The 20,487-nt window shown below is 48.6% G+C and carries 18 protein-coding genes; 10 read left to right on the forward strand and 8 right to left on the reverse strand.

All coding sequences use genetic code 11. The features are described from left to right. Positions 1–65 precede the first annotated feature (65 nt). Complete coding sequence (locus IX84_RS28995) at positions 66–2,195, reverse strand: elongation factor G (protein WP_044229725.1); 2,130 nt, start codon at positions 2,193–2,195, stop codon at positions 66–68. A 296-nt stretch (positions 2,196–2,491) separates the two neighbouring features. Here IX84_RS28995 and IX84_RS29000 point away from each other — a divergent pair, with 296 nt between their 5' ends. From IX84_RS29000 to IX84_RS29035, 8 genes are all read left to right on the forward strand, one after another. Beyond that, positions 2,492–3,388, forward strand: coding sequence for a hypothetical protein (locus IX84_RS29000; protein ID WP_052516499.1), 897 nt, complete (start codon positions 2,492–2,494; stop codon positions 3,386–3,388). Next, the gene (locus IX84_RS29005) at positions 3,388–3,915 is read left to right on the forward strand and encodes a GNAT family N-acetyltransferase (protein ID WP_044229729.1); all 528 of its coding nucleotides are present in this window, start codon (positions 3,388–3,390) and stop codon (positions 3,913–3,915) included. The genes IX84_RS29000 and IX84_RS29005 overlap by 1 nt, the downstream gene beginning before the upstream one ends. Positions 3,916–3,995: 80 nt before the next feature. Continuing rightward, positions 3,996–4,724 carry a metallophosphoesterase family protein gene (locus IX84_RS29010; protein ID WP_044229731.1) on the forward strand — a complete coding sequence of 243 codons (729 nt, stop codon included), beginning with the start codon at positions 3,996–3,998 and terminating at the stop codon, positions 4,722–4,724. A gap of 48 nt (positions 4,725–4,772) precedes the next feature. Next, the gene (locus tag IX84_RS29015; RefSeq protein ID WP_044229734.1) at positions 4,773–4,976 is read left to right on the forward strand and encodes a DUF4177 domain-containing protein; all 204 of its coding nucleotides are present in this window, start codon (positions 4,773–4,775) and stop codon (positions 4,974–4,976) included. Beyond that, the gene (locus IX84_RS29020) at positions 4,976–5,455 is read left to right on the forward strand and encodes a DUF4112 domain-containing protein (protein ID WP_044229738.1); all 480 of its coding nucleotides are present in this window, start codon (positions 4,976–4,978) and stop codon (positions 5,453–5,455) included. Before IX84_RS29015 ends, IX84_RS29020 begins: the two co-directional genes overlap by 1 nt. Positions 5,456–5,553: 98 nt before the next feature. Then, the gene (locus IX84_RS34750) at positions 5,554–5,799 is read left to right on the forward strand and encodes a type II toxin-antitoxin system Phd/YefM family antitoxin (protein WP_044229740.1); all 246 of its coding nucleotides are present in this window, start codon (positions 5,554–5,556) and stop codon (positions 5,797–5,799) included. A gap of 472 nt (positions 5,800–6,271) precedes the next feature. Next, positions 6,272–9,550 (forward strand): ThuA domain-containing protein, encoded by a 3,279-nt coding sequence (locus IX84_RS29030; RefSeq protein ID WP_052516501.1) that lies wholly within the window; start codon positions 6,272–6,274, stop codon positions 9,548–9,550. Then, positions 9,550–10,878, forward strand: coding sequence for a T9SS type A sorting domain-containing protein (locus tag IX84_RS29035; RefSeq protein ID WP_202965313.1), 1,329 nt, complete (start codon positions 9,550–9,552; stop codon positions 10,876–10,878). The genes IX84_RS29030 and IX84_RS29035 overlap by 1 nt, the downstream gene beginning before the upstream one ends. A gap of 41 nt (positions 10,879–10,919) precedes the next feature. Here the strand turns inward: IX84_RS29035 and IX84_RS29040 are convergent, their stop codons facing one another. Beyond that, positions 10,920–13,112 carry a carbohydrate binding family 9 domain-containing protein gene (locus IX84_RS29040; RefSeq protein ID WP_052516502.1) on the reverse strand — a complete coding sequence of 731 codons (2,193 nt, stop codon included), beginning with the start codon at positions 13,110–13,112 and terminating at the stop codon, positions 10,920–10,922. A gap of 457 nt (positions 13,113–13,569) precedes the next feature. Between IX84_RS29040 and IX84_RS29045 the strand changes: the two genes are divergently transcribed. Beyond that, a complete protein-coding gene (locus IX84_RS29045) occupies positions 13,570–15,606 on the forward strand; it encodes a dipeptidyl-peptidase 3 family protein (protein ID WP_044229745.1) in 2,037 nt (678 codons plus the stop codon). A gap of 444 nt (positions 15,607–16,050) precedes the next feature. Here the strand turns inward: IX84_RS29045 and IX84_RS29050 are convergent, their stop codons facing one another. Together IX84_RS29050 and IX84_RS29055 are read right to left on the reverse strand one after the other, a co-directional pair. Continuing rightward, positions 16,051–16,353 (reverse strand): type II toxin-antitoxin system RelE/ParE family toxin, encoded by a 303-nt coding sequence (locus IX84_RS29050; RefSeq protein ID WP_044229748.1) that lies wholly within the window; start codon positions 16,351–16,353, stop codon positions 16,051–16,053. Further along, positions 16,350–16,724 carry a hypothetical protein gene (locus IX84_RS29055; RefSeq protein ID WP_044229751.1) on the reverse strand — a complete coding sequence of 125 codons (375 nt, stop codon included), beginning with the start codon at positions 16,722–16,724 and terminating at the stop codon, positions 16,350–16,352. Before IX84_RS29055 ends, IX84_RS29050 begins: the two co-directional genes overlap by 4 nt. A gap of 471 nt (positions 16,725–17,195) precedes the next feature. On the opposite strand from IX84_RS29055, the gene IX84_RS29065 reads away from it, so the two are divergent. After that, positions 17,196–17,495, forward strand: a complete 300-nt coding sequence (locus IX84_RS29065; protein WP_052516503.1) for a hypothetical protein — start codon at positions 17,196–17,198, stop codon at positions 17,493–17,495. A 311-nt stretch (positions 17,496–17,806) separates the two neighbouring features. Here the strand turns inward: IX84_RS29065 and IX84_RS29070 are convergent, their stop codons facing one another. The 4 genes from IX84_RS29070 to IX84_RS29085 are packed head-to-tail and all read right to left on the reverse strand — an operon-like array spanning position 17,807 to position 20,424. Beyond that, positions 17,807–18,349, reverse strand: coding sequence for an HD domain-containing protein (locus tag IX84_RS29070; RefSeq protein WP_044229757.1), 543 nt, complete (start codon positions 18,347–18,349; stop codon positions 17,807–17,809). Between the two features lie 17 nt (positions 18,350–18,366). Beyond that, positions 18,367–18,603, reverse strand: a complete 237-nt coding sequence (locus IX84_RS29075; RefSeq protein ID WP_044229759.1) for a hypothetical protein — start codon at positions 18,601–18,603, stop codon at positions 18,367–18,369. A gap of 14 nt (positions 18,604–18,617) precedes the next feature. Then, on the reverse strand, positions 18,618–19,190 hold the full coding sequence (locus IX84_RS29080; RefSeq protein WP_152605293.1) for a RelA/SpoT domain-containing protein: 573 nt from the start codon (positions 19,188–19,190) through the stop codon (positions 18,618–18,620). After that, the gene (locus tag IX84_RS29085; RefSeq protein ID WP_052515835.1) at positions 19,180–20,424 is read right to left on the reverse strand and encodes a transposase; all 1,245 of its coding nucleotides are present in this window, start codon (positions 20,422–20,424) and stop codon (positions 19,180–19,182) included. The genes IX84_RS29080 and IX84_RS29085 overlap by 11 nt, the downstream gene beginning before the upstream one ends. Between the last annotated feature and the right edge of the window lie 63 nt (positions 20,425–20,487).

The following is a 20,487-nucleotide window of genomic DNA, read 5'->3' on the forward strand; positions in this document are numbered from 1 at the left end:
CGGGAGTGCAGCGATGTTGCTGACTCCCGGTTTTTCATACACCATTAGTTTGAAAATAAGAGAAGCTAAGCTTCAGAAAGCTCTTCCTCATGCGCTTTCATCAGTTCTGCCTGCAGGTCATGCGGTACAGATTGGAACTCCAGGAATTCCTGATGGAATTTGGCACGCCCCTGAGATAGGGAACGCAAGCGGTTGGAGTATTCATATAGCTCTGCAAGTGGCACGTGTGCAGTAATTTTCTGATAGTGCCCATCACTGTCCATGCCCATAATGATGGCGCGACGGGTCTGCAGATCGCCCATGATATCTCCCATGGCATCATCAGAGCAGAGGATTTCCAGTTTGTAGATAGGTTCCAGCAGTTGAGGTGCCGCTTCTTTGAATGCCGCGCGGAATGCCTGCTTGGAAGCCAGCATGAAAGCCATATCGTTCGAATCCACACTGTGCATTTTACCATCGTAAATACTTACGCGGATATCCTGGCAGTGAGAGCCAGTCAGCGGCCCTTCTTCCATACGCTGCAGCAGCCCTTTCTTGATCGCATTGGAGTATTTGGCATCAATAGAACCACCGACGATGCACCAGTAGAAAGCTAACTTGCCGCCCCAGGGCAGTTCTTCCACTTCTTTTTTACGTACGCTCAGCCCATCCGGGTCAGGCATGCCATCTGTATAAGGCTCTACCCGAAGGTGTACCTCGGCAAATTGACCGGCACCGCCGGTTTGCTTTTTGTGGCGGTACATGCTGTCGGCACTCCTGGTAATCGTTTCCCGGTAAGAAATACGTGGCTTGGTGAACTCCATCGTAACATTATGCACTTTCTCAATCCGGTACTTGATCAGATCAAGGTGCAACTGCCCCTGCCCGTGCAGAATGGTCTGCTTTAGCGTAGCATTTTGCTCAACAATAAGCGTAGGGTCTTCCTCTTCGATCTGATGCAGCGCTTTGTAGAGCTTCTCCATATCGTTGGCGCTCATCGGCTGAACGGCCTCGCGGATACGTGGTTCCGGGAAGTGGATCGGATCAATTTGGATATCCGTACCTTTTTCGTCAAGTGTATTGTTCGTGTGCGTATTCTTGAGCTTAACCGTGACGCCAATATCACCGGCTTTAAGCTCCGTAACTGGTTCCCGGTTTTTGCCCTCCGCGATGAAGATTTGCCCAAATCGCTCTGTAGTCTGGTTTTTCTGGTTCACCAGTTCATCACCAGTTTTCAGCGTACCGGCATACACCTTAAAGTAAGACACCAGCCCTACCTGAGGCTCCGTCATGGTTTTATAGACAAACACGGTAGTTTCGGCATTACTGTCGCAAGCCAGTTTCTCATCCGTACCAACGAGCCTTGCTGCCGGGCGGTCAGCCGGGGAAGGGCAGACATCATTGATGAAGCCCATAATGCGGCCACTGCCCATATTGCGGATCGCAGAGCTGATGAAAACCGGGAAAATATCCTGATGCGCGATGGCGATACGCAGCCCTTCCGTCAACTCTTCTTCGGTAAGGGTACCCTCATCGAAGAAGCGCTCCATAAGGCCTTCATCATTCTCAGCTGCGGCTTCCACCAGTGCATTGTGCATTTCCTGGGCGCGCTGCATTTCAGACGCCGGAATATCGTGTTTCTCCGGTTTGCCGCCGCCATCGGGGAAAACGTACATCACCATGCGCAGGGCATCGATGATTTTATTAAAGCCTACGCCAGTCTCCAACGGGTATTGTACCGGGATCACCTTTTCGCCAAAGCGGTCCTGCGCCTGCTGCAGGGTCGCATCGTAATCTGCTTTTTCAGTATCCAGCTGATTGATCACAAAAAGGCAGGGCGTTTCGAAGCGCTCCACATAATCCCAAATGAGTTCCGTGCCTACTTCCACGCCGTTCTGAGCGTTGAGCACCATAAGTCCGGTATCGGCCACCTTAAGGGCGGAAACCACCTCTCCAATGAAGTCGTCAAAACCAGGTGTATCCAGAATATTGATTTTAGAATCTTTCCACTCGGCGTGCGTCAGCGAGGCGAAGATAGAGTTGCCCCGTTCTTTTTCGATGTTGGTATAATCGGATTGCGTGTTTTTTTCTTCTACCGAGCCGATTCGTTGGATATCGCCTGCTTCAAAGAGCATGCATTCTGTGAAGGATGTTTTGCCACTCCCCGGGTGGCCAAGTAAGGCGACATTGCGGAGATTTTTGGTGTCGTAGCTCATATGTAATTGGTTTTATATTTGCTGTAAGATCTATGGTCTTAAGGGTACAGTATATGACGAGGCGCATACTACGGCAGTGACATTTCCCCACACATTGGGAAGCGGCACTCAATATATCCTATAATTCCGCTATTGCGACTCAATCCGGAATTAAATTACGATTTTAAATTGTTTTTCAAAACTAAATCCACAACCATAAAGCATAACTTTCAAAATTAGTCGGAATTGCAGGCTCGGTGAGGCGCTGATGTGACTGAGAATGCTTAAATTCAGCCCTGAACTAAGACTTCAACACTATGATTGGAATGCTACAGGTAGTCATTGGCCTGATTTTCGTCCTGCTCCTGCTCAGCCTGCTGGCCACCACGATGATGGAGCTCGTCGCCTCGGCTTTTTCCCTGCGCGGGCGCAACCTTGAAAAGGCCCTGCGCAATATGCTGGCTTCTACGGAAGTAGACGACCAGCTGGTCGCGGCGTTCAAGGAAAATTCGCTGTACAAACAGCTCTCCTACAAATACGGCAAAAAGCGCTACTCCCCTTCTTACCTCAGCGACCGCTCCTTTCAGTCTATCCTGATGGAGACCATCCTGAACGGGGAGGGCTTTGACCGCATAGAGGAAAGGCTGGATACCTTACCGGATGCCGACCTGAAAAACGTCCTGAAACAGTTCCTTCGGGAATCCGAGCACGATGTGGAAGCCTTCAAAGGCAAAGTCTGCACCTGGTATAACGATGTGATGGACCGCGCCTCGGGCTGGTATAAGCGCTATACCCAAAAGATTCTGGTGGGTATGGGGTTCTTCATAGCAGTGGTTTTCAATGCCGACACCCTGGCCATTTACGAGCGCCTGGAGTCCGACCCGGAAACCCTGCAACAGGTGCTGACCCTTGCTGAAGACTACGTCAATGGAAAGGACGGGCTGGAAATTGCCCCGCCTCAAATGTCGCCCGAATTCGATGCTTCCCTCCGTAAGCTGGAGTTTATGATCAACGATCAGATTGAGTCTGTCAAGTCGCCACTGGGCCTGGGCTGGAAAAACGTAGACTGGTCGGAAGTGACCTGGTACGATGTGGTCCTGAAGCTCTTGGGCTGGACGGTTACAGCCCTTGCGGTTTCCCTGGGCGCGCCCTTCTGGTTTGATCTTTTGCGCAAGCTCGCCAACATCCGCAGCTCCGGAAATAAACCTGAATAATGCCCCTGTTTACTGAATTTGAAACGGAACGCCTCTGGCTTAAGGTGACCGACCTCCCGGATGCCGGTCTCATCCTTGAGCTCCTCAATACGCCCAAGTGGCTGGAGTTCATTGGTGACCGCAAGGTATACAGTATAGCAGATGCAGAAAACTACATCCTCGAACGCATCCGCCCGCAGTATGAGCGGCTGGGTTACGCCAATTATACCCTCATCCGCAAAAGCGATGGCGCCAAACTAGGCTGCTGCGGCTTGTACGACCGGGTGGGGCTTGAGGGCGTGGACTTAGGATTTGGGCTGCTCCCCGCTTACGAAGGGCAGGGCTACGCCCGGGAAGCCGCCCAACGGCTCATTGAAGCTGCCTTCAACGAAATTGGCCTGCCGGAACTCACCGCCATCACCACCGACGCCAATGCCGCCTCCCGGAAATTGCTGGAACGGCTGGGGTTCCAATTCGAGCGGATTGTCCACCTGCCCGATGACCCTGAGCCCCTGCTTTACCTTAAACTCAGACCCAATGACTCTTAATCCCCAAATAACTACCGCTTAGTAAAATTTAGGAACCACTAACGACGTTAGCAACAAGCAATCAACGACGGCCCCTTACTATGAGAATTGTACAACTGACAGATCTGCACATAGGCTTGGAAAACGAAGATACCTATGGCGTGGACGTCCGGCAGAATTTTCTCCAAATCCTCGACAAAGCCAAAGCTCAACGCCCAGACCTCCTGGTCATCTCCGGCGACCTTTGCTACCGTGACGGGGATGCGCGCATTTATGCATGGATAAAACACCATCTGGATGAGTCCGGCCTGCCCTATGAAGTCATGTCAGGCAACCACGATGACCCGGTACTGCTTGCCAGGGCATTCGGACGGGAGGGCTTGCTCAAAGGCAAAGAGTTGTACTTCAGCCGGGAGTACGCTGACCGCACGGTACTTTTTCTGGATACCACCACTTATGAAATGCCGGCAAAGCAAATGGAATGGCTCTCCAAAGCCCTGAAAGCCATAAAAGGGCCGGCACTCGTCTTTATGCACCACCCGCCCCTGCCCGGAGGCGTCCCCTTTATGGACAGCAAGCACAGCCTGCGCAATATGGAAGCCGTACAGGCCGTTTTTTTCGAACATCCTCATCCCGTCCAAGTCTTTACCGGGCACTACCACGTTGAAAAAATAGTGACCAAGCGTAACCTCACCGTGTACATCACGCCTTCCTGCTTTTTTCAAATCGGACAGCGATCCGAAGATTTTGAGGTAGACCACTACCGCGTCGCCCTTCGGACTATAGACTGGAGCAACGGAATGATGATGAATGCGGTCCACTATTTGTAAAACTGCGCGGATTCGTTAATTTGTGGTCCAACCATCCATTCAACCACTATGAAAGAGTACCGTGTAGAATCCCTGATCTACTACAGCAAAATCACCCTGGACCGGGCACACATCCTCAAAGATTCCACCAAAGACATACAAAAAAAGCTGGACGAGTACGCGGCCGATGGCTGGCGGCTGGCCTCCACTGATATCGAAGACTTTGGTTCTGGAATGTACTTTTACCTTTACTTCGAACGCGACAAACGCTAATGGCTCACCAATCCCCTTCTCCCACGCCCTACGAAGACCTAAAATGGCTGGATACCGTTTCGGACCTGCTCGATACCCGCTACCGTATCCCCGGTACGAATATCCGGTTTGGAGCAGATTTCCTGCTGGGCCTCATTCCCGGTGCAGGGGATGCCCTCACCTTTGGTATTTCCGGATTGCTGGTACTGGTGATGGCACGCAAGGGCGCGAGCGGTATGGTCCTCTTTAAGATGATTGGCAATATTGTACTGGACGTGATCGTCGGCGCCATACCCATCCTCGGCGACCTCTTCGACCTCGGGTACAAAGCCAACCGCCGCAACCTCCACCTCATGGAAGAGCACTACAAAGAGGGCAGGCATCAGGGCAGCGCCTGGGGGCCGGTAATTTTGGTCGCCCTGGTTTTACTTGGCCTGTTCGTACTCACCATTTTTGTCATTTGGCGTATCCTCAGCGAACTGATCCAACTCATTTTTTAAGTGCATGTAGGGCGATGGGATAAATAACATTTGACAAGATTGATTTCCAACAAAATTGCACCTCATTTTATACAAATTTAAGTACAAGATTTAAAGAAATGAAAACAGTGTCAATTTCGTCATTAAGGGCTAAAATGAAGACTTATTTTGATTCAGTTAGTAAGTCATTAGAGGTGATTATCGTCCCAAGAAACAACAATGACGATGACGCAATTGTAATCATGTCAATAAAAGAATATAACTCGTTAAGGGAAACGGAATATCTGCTCTCGACTAAAACGAATAGAAACAGACTTGAAGAATCTATTGAGCAACTAAAAGCAAGCAATGTAACGGCTCCTTAAATTGCTCAGACTTGATTACAGATCAATAACTGGAACTGGTAAGGAAGTATGACTTATAGTTCTCCAAGGCGAGATTAATGCATTTTGACTTGCTCTTTTTTCCGCTCGCTGCGTTGAAAAGCCTCGCCGTAGCTGAGGCTATGCCTGCGTTTTTCGCCTTGCGAGCGAAAAAAATACCTGCGTCAACTTTGCACAAATCCTGCCTTGGAGAACTATATAAATAATGTGGACTCAAGTTAAACGATTCAAAATGCCTATAACAGATGGAGCTTATATTTGGACCCATGTAAAAAATTTTAGGCCATCCGTAGTAGTTTACCCACCTTATTACCCGTACTTTAGGAGCATCAGATAAATATTTCACAGGATGATCAACAGAGCTGGAATTTTTCGCCTAACCCTCAAGGCACCATCACTATTCTTTTTTTTGTGCCTTGCCCTTCTTTGCTCCTGCTCGAAAAGAGAGGAGAAAGTGCTTGTTTTTTCGAAGACGGAAGGGTTCCGGCACGCTTCTATAGAAGCTGGAGCTACCGCCCTAAAAGCGTTATACGAATCAGAAGGCATACAGGTCGTCCTCACCGAGGATGCCGCTTATTTTACTGAAGATACGCTGGAACAGTTTTCAGCGGTCGTTTTCCTGAATACCACCGGTGATGTTTTAGATGCTGCCCAACAGGCGGACTTCGAGCGCTATATTCAGGCGGGCGGAGGCTTTGTGGGCATTCATGCGGCGACCGATACGGAGTACCACTGGCCCTGGTACAATCAGTTGGTCGGGGCTTACTTTGATGGGCATCCGGCCATTCAGGAAGCTGAACTGCATTGTATAAAGAGAGAGGATCCCTGTTGTCAGCATCTCCCCGAAATCTGGTCTATTGAAGAGGAATGGTACAACTTCAAATCCATCAATCCTGCCATCGAGGTGCTGATGAAAATTGATGAATCCTCCTACGAAGGGGGCCGCAACGGCCCCAACCATCCTATGGCCTGGAAGCATCATTTCGACGGTGGAAGAGCCTTCTACACCGCCCTCGGACACAAAGAAGAAACGTATCAGGACTCCTTGTTTCTAAAGCAGGTTTTGGAGGGGACCAGATTTGCGATCGGCAATAACAGCCTGGACTACTCAAAAGCTACAACATTCAGCGTCCCTGAGGAAACCCGTTTCAGTAAGCAGGTGCTGGATTTCAACCTGGACGAACCCATGGAACTCGATGAGCTGGGGGACAGAGGCATCATCTATGTCGAGCGAAGAGGTGCCATTAAGCTCTATGACTATCACACCGGGCAGGTCCAAACCTTAGACACGCTGGATGTGCACTATGATAACGAAGATGGCTTACTGGGCATCGCGGTTGACCCGGATTACCAGAAGAACAATTGGGTTTATGTATTCTACTCGCCCAACATATCAGAGGCGACACAGTACATTTCCCGTTTCACTTTAGCGGAGGACCAACTGACCGATGAGAAGGTACTTTTGAAAATCCCCTTAATTCGGGAATGCTGTCATAGTGGCGGCTCTTTGGAGTTTGGGAAAGATGGCCTGCTGTACATAGGCGTGGGAGACAACACTAACCCGTTTGAATCTTCCGGCTACGCCCCAATTGACGAAAGGCCCGGGCGCGAACATTTTGACGCCCAAATATCAGCAGCAAACACCAATGATTTAAGAGGTAAAATACTCAGGATTAAGCCGGAAGAAGATGGCAGTTATTCCATTCCGGCAGGCAACCTGTTTCCGGCAGGGACAGCAAACTGCCGCCCGGAAATCTTTGTGATGGGGTGCCGGAACCCTTTCCGGTTTTCGATTGATTCCAACACAGGTTATTTGTATTGGGGTGATGTCGGCCCGGATGCCGGCGCCCCCGACAGTTTGCGGGGCCCGGCTGGCATGGGAGAGTTCAACCAAGCCAAAGCGCCGGGTTTCTATGGCTGGCCTTACAGCCGGGGGAATAACCAAATGTATACGGACTATGATTTCCGTTCAAAAAAATCGGGCGCTGTTTTCGATCCCAAAAACATCATCAACGATTCGCCCAATAATACGGGGCTTCGAAACCTGCCGCCCATCCAAGAGTCCATGATTTGGTACAGTTACGAAGCCTCTGATGAATTTCCGTGGCTGGGATCGGGAGGCGTCAATCCCATGTCAGGCCCTATCTACCATGCTTCGGATTATCCGGAATCTGAACATACCTTTCCTTCCTATTTTGATGGCAAATGGTTTGTTTATGAATGGATGAGAGACTGGATCTACCTGGTACATCTTGATGACAACCACCAATTTGTTCAGGCCGATCCCTTTATGCCGGGCACAGCGTTTTCTCATCCGATGGACATGCTGTTTTCCAAAGATGGCAAACTGTATGTCCTGGAATATGGCCAAAAATGGAACAGCCGGAATTTGGATGCCCGCTTATCCGTCATTACTTACAACAGAGGGAACCGCCCTCCTGTGGCTCGATTCGAGGCCGACAAGGAAACGGGTGCAGTGCCCCTTACGGTCCAATTTTCAGCGGCTAAGTCCCTGGACTATGATCAGGACCCACTCACCTATACCTGGGTGATTGGAGAGGAGGTAATGCAGGGCAATGCTCCCGCTTTCACCTATACCTTTGAAAGCCCCGGCATCTATGATGTAAAGTTGATCGTGACCGATACGAAGGGCGAACAGGCCAGCGTGAACAAAAAAATAATGGCCGGCAACGAACCTCCAACCCTACAAATCGCACTAAGTGATCATGGCACCACCTACTGGACCAACAAAAAGGTCAGGTACGAAGTAGCCGTGAGCGACCTGGAAGACGGCAGCACCTCTGACGGGACGCTGGATCCCTCAAAAGTAAAAGTGACGCTCAACTACATTCCCGAAGGTGAAGACATCATTCTCGCAAGCATAGGCCATCAGCAAAACGTAATGCCCAAAGGGCTTAGCCTGATCGATGCCTCGGACTGTAAAGCCTGTCACGCAAAAGATAAAAAAGTGGCGGGCCCGAGCTATATAGATATTGCCAAACGCTATGACAAAAAGGACAAACAAACACTGATTCACCGCGTCATCAAAGGGAGTCAGGGTGTTTGGGGGGAAACGATGATGGCACCCCACCCTCAGCTGACCGTGGAAGAAGTGGATGCCATGGTGAATTATATTTTGTCCCTGGACCCGGAAAAGCAAGTCAGTGAAAAGCTATTGCCCTTGTCCGGAGAATTGACCTTTAACAAACATCCAAAAGACGCGGAGGCTGGCAAGTACGTGCTTATGGCCTCTTACCTGGACGAAGGCCATCCTGACATTGAGGGGTCTGCTCTTTCCGTGGTAGAAGAGTTTACGTTTATCCCGCCCAAAATGGAGCTGGAGCACGCCATTGACCTGGATAAGGAACTGGGGGTTTGGGAAACAGACGGCCGGACAGTGGTAGGGTCCATAAAAGATGGAAAACACTTCAAATTCGATCCGATCAGCTTTGACCACTTAAGCAGCATCAGCATCGGGGCAGCATTTGGGGCCGACTACGCCTACTACGGTGAAGTGGAGATCAGAAAAGGCCAGGAGAACGGTATGCTTCTGGGCAGGCAAACCATCGAATACTTCAATGAGGACAAGGGGGACTTTAAAGTTTTTGAGGTCCCCATCAACCCAACGAGTGGCTTAGACACACTCTTTTTGGTCTTTAAAAATCCGGCAAATGAGACTCAGTACACCATGAATGGAGATTGGATTCAGCTGAATTATTTTGCTAAAAAGTAGTGGAGCGAATCTTTTTTGACCCGCCCCTGGAAACTGCGGATGCCGACAGCAGCAACCATTACGGGCCAGAGTGTAGCGAGCCTGCCCGCTTTGAGTTGTTTAACTATAACCTTCTTGAAAAAGCCTTACCCGGCTTATTGCAACAGTTCTGGAACCACAATATTGGCATTTACCGGCATGACGGTTCCAAATGCGTAATAAAAGACAGACAGATTGTGCAAAAATTAACCTTAGCCGCCCTAGTCCTCTTCGGAGCGCTTCGTACCACTGCCCAGATCACTGACGTGGAAGAACAGTACAATCTGCCTGCTGTTCTGAGTGAATCCTCGGGCGTGATCTTCTTCAGCAACCGGCTCATCAGCCATAATGATTCCGGTAATGAAAATATACTTTATGAACTAGATCCGGCCACCGGCGAAATAACCAGAACCATTACAATCGATAATGCCACAAATGCAGACTGGGAGGATATCTGTCAGGACAGCACATCCATTTACATAGGCGACATTGGAAATAATAACGGCAACAGAACGGACTTGAAAATCTATAAGATCAACAAGAACGACTATCTGGACACCACCCATGTCTTAGCAGAAATCATAAATTTTAATTACGCAGATCAGCTGGACTTCCCATCCAACCCTAATAACACGGAATGGGACGCAGAAGCATTATTCACCTTAGATACTACGCTAATTCTGTTAACAAAAAACTGGGTTACAGGATTATCTAAGGCTTACCCGATTCCAAAGATGAGTGGGGACTATGCTGTCAGCCCTTTACCCACTGCATTAAACAGCGAAGGGTTAATCACCGGTGCCACCTTTAATGAGGCTACTGGTAAGTTGTATTCAGTGGGGTACACCCTGCTGCTACAGCCTTTCCTGTGGATTAGTGAAGGCTTTTCGGGCAGCGATGTCTTCTCCGGGACCAATACGCGAATCCCCCTTACCAGCCTTGGGCTTGAACAAATAGAAGCCATTACCCATATAGCCCCCGATTCGTATTTCATGACCTCTGAGTCCTTCAGTATCCCTCCATTCTCGGAGGAGGCAAAGCTCATATCATTTTCCACCCATGATGTTGTGAACCTTACTGAAGCCCCCACAGGTAGTCCTGTAAGGCTATTTCCAAACCCCACCGGGAGTATGCTGCATATTGATGGGCCGGAATTAGCCTCCATCGAAATTTACGATGTAAATTCAAGGCTTGTTTACCATGGTAACAGCCGGGAAATCAACATCTCCGGATTAAGCAAAGGGATTTATTTTGTTAAAATCAGATTATCCAACAGCACCTTTATGACCAGGAGGCTAATCAAAATCTAACCCAAACAGCTTTATACCTTTCCCGGAAAGCGGTCCATGCTTTAGAGGTTCAGCCAGTAAGTCAGCTTCAGCACAAGCGCCCGGTTTTTGCTGCCAAAGTTCTCAGGAAGATAGTTTTCTGTATAGACGACAAACAAATCCGAGGCAGGCTGATATCGCCATTGAAAGCGGGCATTCAGGTTGATATTGTTCAAAACGTTATTATACTGTACGTAAGTCGTCAAAAAAACCTCATCCGTAAAGGTCAAATCGATGCGGGGCCCAAACAGGAAAAGCTGCTCCTGTCCGTAGGCTTCCGGAAGCCGCAAATCGTTGAAATCGAAGCGTAATGCCACATTCCCAAAAGGCTGATAGCGATAGGCAAGCTCTCCTGACAGATTAAAGTTCTCGCCATTATAGAAACCTCCGTAACTGCTGCTGATTTGGTAGAAAAACCGCTTCCGTGGATTACTCCTGTATTCGATTGAGGCGGCGTTCCAATTGTACTCCTCCCCTTCCATAAAACCCGTAAACTCATCCGGGTCCAGCAAATTAAAGCTATTCGTAAGCCTTTGGTAAACGTAATTGTAACTCACCTCCAGCGACGAGGCGTTATTGAATTCAAACTGATAGCCCAGCCCGTAACTACGGTCGGTATTGGTCCCTCCGGGTATGTAGGTATGATCAAAACTCAGGAAAGGCCCCATTCGGATTATGGATTCCTTTTTCGGAAAAAACTGATAGGCTGCGTTTCCAAAAAAAGAATACTGCCCCGGATAAACCCGTATACTCGGCACAAAACCGGCTTCCGCATTGAAAAACTCATTGATGAACGAAAACCCGGACCAAATGCTGAGGGTGCGCGTGGAATAACGGCCGAACAGCAATCCGGAAAGGTTCTCCCTTGCATTAAAATCATCAATCGATTTCGCGATGAAAGAACTGTGGTACCATTTCGTATCCTTACTTGACATCTCCACATCGAGGCTAACGACCCGGTTGTAGGTATTCGGCCTTAGTTCCGTCCGGTCTCCCAACTGCACTTCCCGAAACACGTTATCGCTGAAGAATTTGGTGGAATCCTCTGGCTCTACTCCAAAACTCTGTTTGTTCACAAAACTAAGGGTGACGTTGGATTGTGCCCAGAAGTTCCGCTGCAGGGCCGCAACGGTATAGTTTTGAGCAGGCAAGCCAATGGAGGCTTCTTCTCTCGTCTGCATGTTCAAGACATTCCCCCGCCATTTTTCACTCAGGGAACCACTGAGCCGGGCGCCATAGGCAATGGGGACTTGCTGGAATAATCCGGAAGAATCCGCCGCCAACCCGATCCGGCGGGAAAAGAAAGGCCTTGCTCCGGGAAAACCCGCCAGGTCGAATAAATCACTGTTTTCCAGAAAAAACTGCCGCCTTTCCGGGAACTGAAATTCAAAGCGGGTCAGGTTAATGATCTGATCGTCAACCTCTACCTGGGAAAAATCGGGATTAACCGTGAGGTCAAGGTTTAAAGAGGGCGTAATGGCGATCTTTGCGTCGAATCCTGTCTGAAAGCCCCTGTTTTGTTCCACCGGTTCCACCTCGTTGTCGGTGGAAGTATTAGCTGTAATGTAGGGGATAAAGGAGATATTGGTTTTTGCAGGGGGGACGGGGTCATCCCACACCAATTGCCCGCCGTATGGGAAGGAAGCCGAAACAAACTGTATAGGCGTACGGATCCAGCTGGTCTTTCGGTTTCTTTTCAGCTCCCAGCGGTCCATCGAAATATTCCATTCGCGGATGTTGCTTTTATAGCGGAAACTTTTGAACGGGATAGCCAGCTCGGCGATCCATTTATCCTCGTAGCGGACTACTTTGGAATACCACTTGTTATCCCAGAAAGTGCTGTAGGAATCATCGCCCGTCCCACCACCGGTCACTGTGCCTTCCATCTGAACACCGGCAGGGGTAATAACGAAGAAAAAGCCATTCAGCTTATCATTGTAAGGCCCAACTGCAAACCCTACATTATCGTTCAGCGAATAATCAAAATCGCGCCGGAGGGAGTTGACGATATCCGGCGTTTCATCGTCAAAACAGACAAAGGAGACATAAAAGAACTCGTCGTCAAAGGTAAACCGGCCTTCTGTCTGAAAAGGCGCTCTTAGCGTATCTACCGGGTAATTGGTGTACCAATCATCTGCAACATCCGCAGCCTGCCAGTCGGGTTCGTTGATGATGCCATCCAGGATTATGGCACCTTTGGCTTTTTTGATGTGCAATTCCTTACCGGGTTGATTTTGACTAAAGCCATCAGTGCAAAGCCCCCAAAGGGCCCCTAACAGGAACAGTAATGATCGGGCGTTCACCATCTCGAGTATTGGGCATCTGTTGATAAAACATGGTCTAACTTACCGCGTAGCGCGGCAGGCGCTATTTCCGCGGAATTACTAAGGCCTGATAAAATTAGAAATAATTTAGGTACTTATTCTATTTTTGGATAAGCTGGAGCAGAGCCGGAAGCTCTACCCCAGCAGCCATAGCGCTTAAATGCAGAGGGTTGCCCACCGATATTGATGGCTAGTGGCCACTTCGTATGGCTTATATAATCTATGGTATCACTTTCTGTTTTGTGCAATGTACGATACACAGATCACCAGGCCCTGCTTAACATTTTTCATAATTTAGCGTATCTTCAGCAGACTCATCCAACTCATTTTCTAACCATTATACCTTATTATGTATAAACAATGGCTATGGATGCTGGGGCTCGTTGCCCTTATCGCATCTTGCAATCAAAATGCAGAACCAACTACCGAAAACACCACTGAAACCGCCACCGAAGATTCGGACGAGGGCTTTCAGTACCTGACGGAGACTTTCGCCGACAAAAAGATGATCCGCTACCGGGTGCCGGGCTTCGATAAGCTAAGCCTTGATCAGAAAAAGCTGGTGTACTATCTCGTGGAAGCCGGACTGAGCGGGCGCGACATCATGTACGATCAAAACTACCGCCACAACCTGGCTATCCGCGATGCCATCGACAAAATCGTAGCCGGCTACGAAGGCGACAAATCGGGCGAGGACTGGAACAACTTCATCGTGTATGCGAAGAATGTCTGGTTCTCCAATGGTATCCACCACCACTACTCTAATGACAAGTTCCAGCCCGAGTTCTCACAGGCCTACTTTCAGGAGCTGATGAGTGCCGTGGGTACTGCCCTCTCAGCAGAAGCCCTCACTGCCATGTTCGACCCGGAAGTAGATGCCAAGAAGATCAACCAAAGCGCCGATGACCTGGTCAAAGCTTCAGCCATCAACTTTTACGACCCTGACATCACGCAGGCGGAGGCCGAAGCCTTCTACGCGAACCTGAAAGCCAACCTGGAAAACGAGCGCATCTCCATGGGCCTCAATTCCAAGGTTATCCGCAACGAAAACGGAGAACTGGAAGAAGCCGTTTACCACGCCGATGGGATGTACGGCCCCGCCATTCAGCAAATCATCTCCTGGCTGGAGAAAGCCGTGGAGGTCGCAGAAAACGAAGCCCAGGCCAATGCCCTTCGGCTCCTCATCGAGTATTACAAAACCGGCGACCTGGAAACCTGGGACAAATACAACATCGCCTGGGTCACAGCTACCGAGGGAGACATTGACTACATCAATTCCTTCATTGAGGTCTACAACGACCCGCTGGGCTACAAAGGCTCTTACGAGAACATCGTTCAGATCAAAGACTTTGATGCATCCGAGCGTATGGCTGTCGTTTCTGAAAACGCGCAGTACTTCGAGGACAACTCGCCCATCATGGATGAGCACAAGAAGAAGGACGTCGTTGGCATTACCTACCGCGTGGTAGCCGTAGCCGGTGAATCCGGGGACGCCTCCCCCGCCACCCCCATTGGCGTCAATCTCCCCAATGCCAACTGGATCCGCGCCAAGCATGGTTCCAAGTCGGTGAGCCTGGGCAACATCATTCAGGCGTACGAAAAAGCAGACGGCCCCGGCTTGCTGCAGGAATTCTCCCACGATGAGGAAGAAATGGCCCGCGCCCGGGAGTACGGTTCCCTGGGCGGCAAAATGCACACTGCCCTCCACGAGGTAGTCGGCCATGCTTCCGGACAGCTTGAAGATGGCGTAGCCACACCAAAGGAGACCCTCAAAAACTACGCCTCTCCTCTGGAAGAAGCCCGCGCCGACCTGGTCGCCCTCTACTACATCATGGACCCCAAAATGCAGGAGCTCGGGCTGGTCCCTTCCGACGAAGTAGCCAAAGCAGAGTACGATGGCTACCTCAAAAACGGCTATATGCTCCAACTGCGGCGCATCGAGCCCGGCAACATCATCGAGCAGGCCCACATGCGCGACCGGCAGATGATCTCCCGCTGGACCATTGAGCAAGGTACGGCCAATGGCTCTATTGAAATTGTCAAGCGCGACGGCAAGACCTACATCGACATCAAGGACTACTCGAAAGTACGGGAGCTGTTTGGCGAGCTGCTGCGCGAGGTGCAGCGCATCAAGTCACAGGGCGATTACGAAGCCGGCAAAAACCTGATCGAAACCTACGGCGTACAGGTGGATGCCGATCTGCATGCGGAAGTGCTGCGCCGGTCAGAGAAACTCAACATCCCGCCCTACGGTGGCTTTATCAACCCCCGCCTCGTGCCGGTTACCAGTGAGGACGGAGCCATCACCGACATCAAAGTGGAGTACCCGGCTGATTTTACGGAGCAAATGCTGGAGTATGCGGAGAAGTATGCTTTTCTGAAGTAAGACTATGTCTGGAGGCGCATCGCAGGGCTTCGGCACTGCGGTGCGCTTTCTTCCATACTGCCTGATGGGGTTCCGCAGCGCAAAGTGTCCGCCGAAGCCTGGCGAAGGTGGAGTAGCTAATTGTTTCATGGCCTGATAGCTGGCGCGTAGACGCAGTTCTTAGATGCTGCACTGCCTGACGCTTTCGGTGCAGGCCGGAGAACGAACTGCGTTGTCAGCTTCCGGGAACCGACAGCGTCAGTACTATATTGACGACTAAATGCCTTGGTCATACTGACACTAAAGGTCAGCACAGGTCCAAATTGCTACGTATCAGCATCTACTCGCCGAAGCAATTTGGAAAAGTCTCAAACCACTTTATAAGGAGGATAACTGCAACGTTGCATTTGGTTGTGGCGGTTGGATTTTGGGTTTGAGGGTTTTATGATGAAGGCAACGAGAGGTTCATGGCTTCATCTTGTCCGTATCCTGACGAGTATCAAAAATATCAGTGATGATAATGAACGGTGCTGCCAATAAGTAAATGATCTTGTACAGTGTTCCAACAAGCAGTGAACGGTGTCCTTTTCCCAAGTCCTTTAGAGACGCTTCTTCAGGGCCTAACTCAGGGAAGTCTTCCAGTTCTTTTGCTCTATCCAGTATTTGACGAGCAATACGACGACCCTTTTTAGGATTCCCTTTGTCGGTGTAATAGTCTTGTATTTGGCTCAACCTTCGATTGGCGTTGGTTGTGAAGCGCAGTTTCATAAACCCAACGTTCGTTTCACTTCTTCCAGGTCATGGATACGGCCAGCTTCGATATCAGCTTGTGAGGCTAAGGCTCTGGCGACAAGTTCTTCTTTTGTCATCGGTTTGAGCTTCTCTTCATAAGCGGCGATCCGCTCCTGACGAGCTTGCTCTAAAGCATCCGACTGATAGTTTTTAAACAGGCTTTCTGCCAGTTCGTCCAGCACTTGAAGCATCTTCTCATCGGCCTGCTCAATACGAAGATGTAAACGCTCCCTGATCTGATCGACGCCCATGGCTTTTGCTTTAGCTTGATAAAAGTAGTTACCTAAAGATAACGGTTTTATGCTTAAAAATGATTCGGGTGCGTGACAAAAAAGCGGGGTATCCATTATGCCGCCATTTTTCGGAGGCGGATTTTGCGTTCTGAGCCAACGACAAACTGGACAAAATCCTCCATGTCGCAATTTAATTTTACAGCTCTTAAATCCATCACTTTTTGGGCACTGTCGCTGCTCTACCGCATGCCGCTCTGCTCCATACGCTCTTTGACCAAATGCCCGCAAGTGGACTCTGCCATAGCTGAACTTATGGGGTATCCCTGATGCCCCAAGTGTTCCTTCTCAAAAAGCTTCAAGATGTATGCAATCTCCAGACTGGATACGACTATCCCCCCGTCTCTGACGGAATTAAAACAACCCTTTGCAAGGCAACCCGAAAGCCTGAAAAATAAAAAATGTTTTTCAAAAGGGGCTTACCCAATAAAACCAGTCCGTATTTTCTTCGAAAAGCCATGGCTGTCTACACTATCGGAAACCAACAATCCATGCACCATCTGACCCTGACCGTCATCGGCTAGATCGATGTCTTTTCTCGCGATTGCTACCGAGCGATTATTTTGGAAAGCTTGGCCTATTGCCAGAAAGAACAAAAACAATCGGAAATACCAATTCTGGGTCCAAAATAACCACCCCATTGAGCTGTCTTCTAATCAGTGGATCCGGCAAAAGCCACACTACATCCACCACAACCCGGTCTGTAACGGACTGGTAGCCAAACCGGAAGACTTCCGGTACAGCAGTGCTTCAAACTACTTGACTGGCCAAGGCCTTTTCCCAGTGACGGTGATGGATGATATTTGGTCGGATGCCAAATGGGAATGAGTTTTCTACTTGCATCCGTCAGAGACGGGCAGGGAACTTGTATCCAGTCTGGAGACTGCATACATCGGTTTTTTTAATAGGGGACAGACTTAAGGCATCAGGGCACAGCCACTAAACTAACGACAGCGGGGGACGCAGTCTCCTTGCAGCGGCTCCATTTTATTGCCCCGCTAACCTACGGGTAGCGGGGGTATGTTGTAGGTGGACCGCATTACCGAAGTCTCTAAAATGAGCAAGAAGGATAAAGAACACGTCTTCACCCTTCTCGATGCTTTTATCACTAGGACTAAGTTGCAGGGGTTGGTCTAAAACTAAACTTTATAATCTTTTATTTTCCTTCTCAGTCGATTAGAAAGGTACCCGCTTGCCGATTCTAAAGAGTTTAGTATCAAAGTGGCTTCTTCCCGATATGCGCTTCTTTTCTCGCTATCCCAGTAGAAAGGTGGAGAGTAAAGGTTGCATATACGATCTGCCATTTTTACCATTGCGACCTCTTTTGGTTGTCTTTTAATGCGAGTCAGGCTATCTACCATCATTGCCCGCTTATCGGATAGTGATTCGTCTTTAGTAAGGGCTTTTACCCCATCGGCAACCCTTGGACCAAAGGTGCTCATAATATCATCATAAGACAGCTCTGTATCTTCAATAGTATCGTGTAGAACTGCACATTTAACAGCAAAATCAATATCCATATCAGGATCATGCAGCCCAGCCCCAAGGATTTCAAAGGCTACGCTCCCTATATGGCTGATGTACTCTAACTCTTCGCCTTCATTTTTACCTCCATACTTTTGTCCAGCATGTAATTTACTAGCCATATACCATGCTTCTTGTAAAACCTCAATAGACCACATATTCTAAAAAAATTACTTTAAAAATCCATGTCAGGCAAATGCCCGCATTCTTCAATTACGGCTTCTTTGAAAGAGGCCGCGTCTAATTCTTCTATACTCCAGTCAGTGTTCCGAAAAAAAAGATCAAAATAGTAAGGCTCAACTACAAACTGACAATTTTCCCGGTCTAACGCCAACATTGCTAGCCTTCCATCTTCGGAGGTCTTTTTGCAGACCAAAATATTTTTCACCCTAAAAAATCTATCCTTTAGCATGTCCTATCACACTTTTATTGCCGACTTAGTATTTGTTGGTAAGCGCCGTTGTAGAGGTTTTGCATTTGGGTCATTAAGTTTTCCAGCTCCGCTGCTTGAGCAGCCGTGGCAACACCTCCCTGTTGAGATTGAACGATACCGTTTAGAGTTCTCCATTCTTCGTACCAAGTATGACCAGGACCGTCAGAAGCTTCAATCATTTCTTTTAGAGAGATTTGAAGTTCCACAACATGCCCATTTGACATTCTTAAGTTCATCAGAACGTCTCGAAATCCGGTTGGAAGGGGCATCACTACACGTTCATTAAGTCTAGCTACTTGATAATTACCTACTACATTATCCAGTGCATCGTAGAAATCATCTAGGTTATCATAAACTATTCTGCCTCCGGCAAGATCAGTTAGCCAAGAATAATTAGCATCAGGATCAGGATCAAGATCAATCTTCTCTCTGGCTCTCGCTGGATCCTTCAACCTCGATGACGGTGTACCGCCGACCTGCGACGTAATGCTATTCATAATATTATCCAACTCTGTTTTAGCTACCGTTGCATCTGCACAATAGTTCGGTAATTTTTTAAGCGGCAATCTTGCCGAAATTCAATAGCCTTTGCAAGGCAGATTTATTTTTTTCCAGTTCTGGGTCGATTTCGAAGTTGGATAAAAATAAATCCAGTATCAGTTCATTGAAATACGAGGTCTTTACGTTAGCTAAAGAAAATCCATTTCTTAGTTCTACATCCTGGTCCAGGTAGTGGGCGGCCTTGGCTACTCCAACCGCCGTCAAGGAGGTGTTGAAATGGAAATGCATCTTCTTTTCATCTCTGGATTGACAGTGAGTCAAACCAGTGTATTGCTTGGCATCTCTGAATAAGAACTCAATCTGGTAACGAGCCTTATAATAAGCGTAGATCAACTGGCCATCCAGTTCCAGATCCGTTGAAAAGTATACGGCATACCGGCCTGTAGGCTGACCTTCGTCAAGGAACTCAACATAGGCTAAATTGACCTTTCTTTTCAAACGGACTGCCCAACAGATCAATCCCCATATTTTCACCTCCTGATCTTCGTGGAGCAGTTGGAATTGGTCTTTGTCAATTTTCTTCAGCTTGATTTTACCGTTATACTTCTTGGGCCGGCCACGCCCTTTTTCTCTGGGACCGGCGTAGAGATATTTCAAATCAGCGTCTTTACGAAATTTAGAAACAACTTCTAGATCGGTCTGCTTGCAAACCGGGCCGATAAAGGAAATCTTTGAGAAATAGCCATCTACGACCACATACTTAGATACCTGGCGAAGCTGCTCTTTCCTTTCGATGATCAACTGGGCATAGTGATCTACCAGGGATTGTCCTTTTTCTTTGAGTTCTTTTTGACCAGGCGTCTGGATAGCTTCCAATGGCATAGCCGTATGATCATCTATGCCGACTACGCCCAAACCACCTATTTCAAGGCCTTTGACGGATTTACCCAAACAACCACTCCAGAATTTGTCAAGCTGTGGGGTGTGCTTCCCACTTTTGGGAAGATAACTTGGGTCAAAGGCGATAATCCGGTGAGCACCTAAATGTTCTTTACTTAACTCAATATTGAATTGGAGAAAATCGAATGACTTTTCAAATTGGAGTCGGTAGGTCTTTTCACAGTAAGTGCCATATCGCTCCATGCCTTTGAACGTGTATCGACCTCGTAGAGATAAATACAGTACAATGATCGAAATGATAAAATTTCGTCTCGGCTTGTTTAAGCCATCAATTTTGCTTAGTATCGTTTCCACAAGAGCCTGGCTCTTGCTGGAAGCATCATTAGTAGATAGTCGCATATCACTAAAATGATGCTTCCTTTCGTTTTATCCAAATGCTTCAAAAAATTACCGAACTATTGA

Origin of the sequence: Phaeodactylibacter xiamenensis, from assembly GCF_000759025.1 — a bacterium.
Lineage (GTDB): Bacteria > Bacteroidota > Bacteroidia > Chitinophagales > Saprospiraceae > Phaeodactylibacter > Phaeodactylibacter xiamenensis.

Coding starts and splice junctions, on each gene's coding strand:
- IX84_RS28995 (WP_044229725.1), bottom strand. CDS start 2,195: ATGAGCTACGACACCAAAAATCTCCGCAATGTCGCCTTACTTGGCCAC.
- IX84_RS29000 (WP_052516499.1), top strand. CDS start 2,492: ATGATTGGAATGCTACAGGTAGTCATTGGCCTGATTTTCGTCCTGCTC.
- IX84_RS29005 (WP_044229729.1), top strand. CDS start 3,388: ATGCCCCTGTTTACTGAATTTGAAACGGAACGCCTCTGGCTTAAGGTG.
- IX84_RS29010 (WP_044229731.1), top strand. CDS start 3,996: ATGAGAATTGTACAACTGACAGATCTGCACATAGGCTTGGAAAACGAA.
- IX84_RS29015 (WP_044229734.1), top strand. CDS start 4,773: ATGAAAGAGTACCGTGTAGAATCCCTGATCTACTACAGCAAAATCACC.
- IX84_RS29020 (WP_044229738.1), top strand. CDS start 4,976: ATGGCTCACCAATCCCCTTCTCCCACGCCCTACGAAGACCTAAAATGG.
- IX84_RS34750 (WP_044229740.1), top strand. CDS start 5,554: ATGAAAACAGTGTCAATTTCGTCATTAAGGGCTAAAATGAAGACTTAT.
- IX84_RS29045 (WP_044229745.1), top strand. CDS start 13,570: ATGTATAAACAATGGCTATGGATGCTGGGGCTCGTTGCCCTTATCGCA.
- IX84_RS29050 (WP_044229748.1), bottom strand. CDS start 16,353: ATGAAACTGCGCTTCACAACCAACGCCAATCGAAGGTTGAGCCAAATA.
- IX84_RS29055 (WP_044229751.1), bottom strand. CDS start 16,724: ATGGATACCCCGCTTTTTTGTCACGCACCCGAATCATTTTTAAGCATA.
- IX84_RS29065 (WP_052516503.1), top strand. CDS start 17,196: ATGTCTTTTCTCGCGATTGCTACCGAGCGATTATTTTGGAAAGCTTGG.
- IX84_RS29070 (WP_044229757.1), bottom strand. CDS start 18,349: ATGTGGTCTATTGAGGTTTTACAAGAAGCATGGTATATGGCTAGTAAA.
- IX84_RS29075 (WP_044229759.1), bottom strand. CDS start 18,603: ATGCTAAAGGATAGATTTTTTAGGGTGAAAAATATTTTGGTCTGCAAA.
- IX84_RS29085 (WP_052515835.1), bottom strand. CDS start 20,424: ATGCGACTATCTACTAATGATGCTTCCAGCAAGAGCCAGGCTCTTGTG.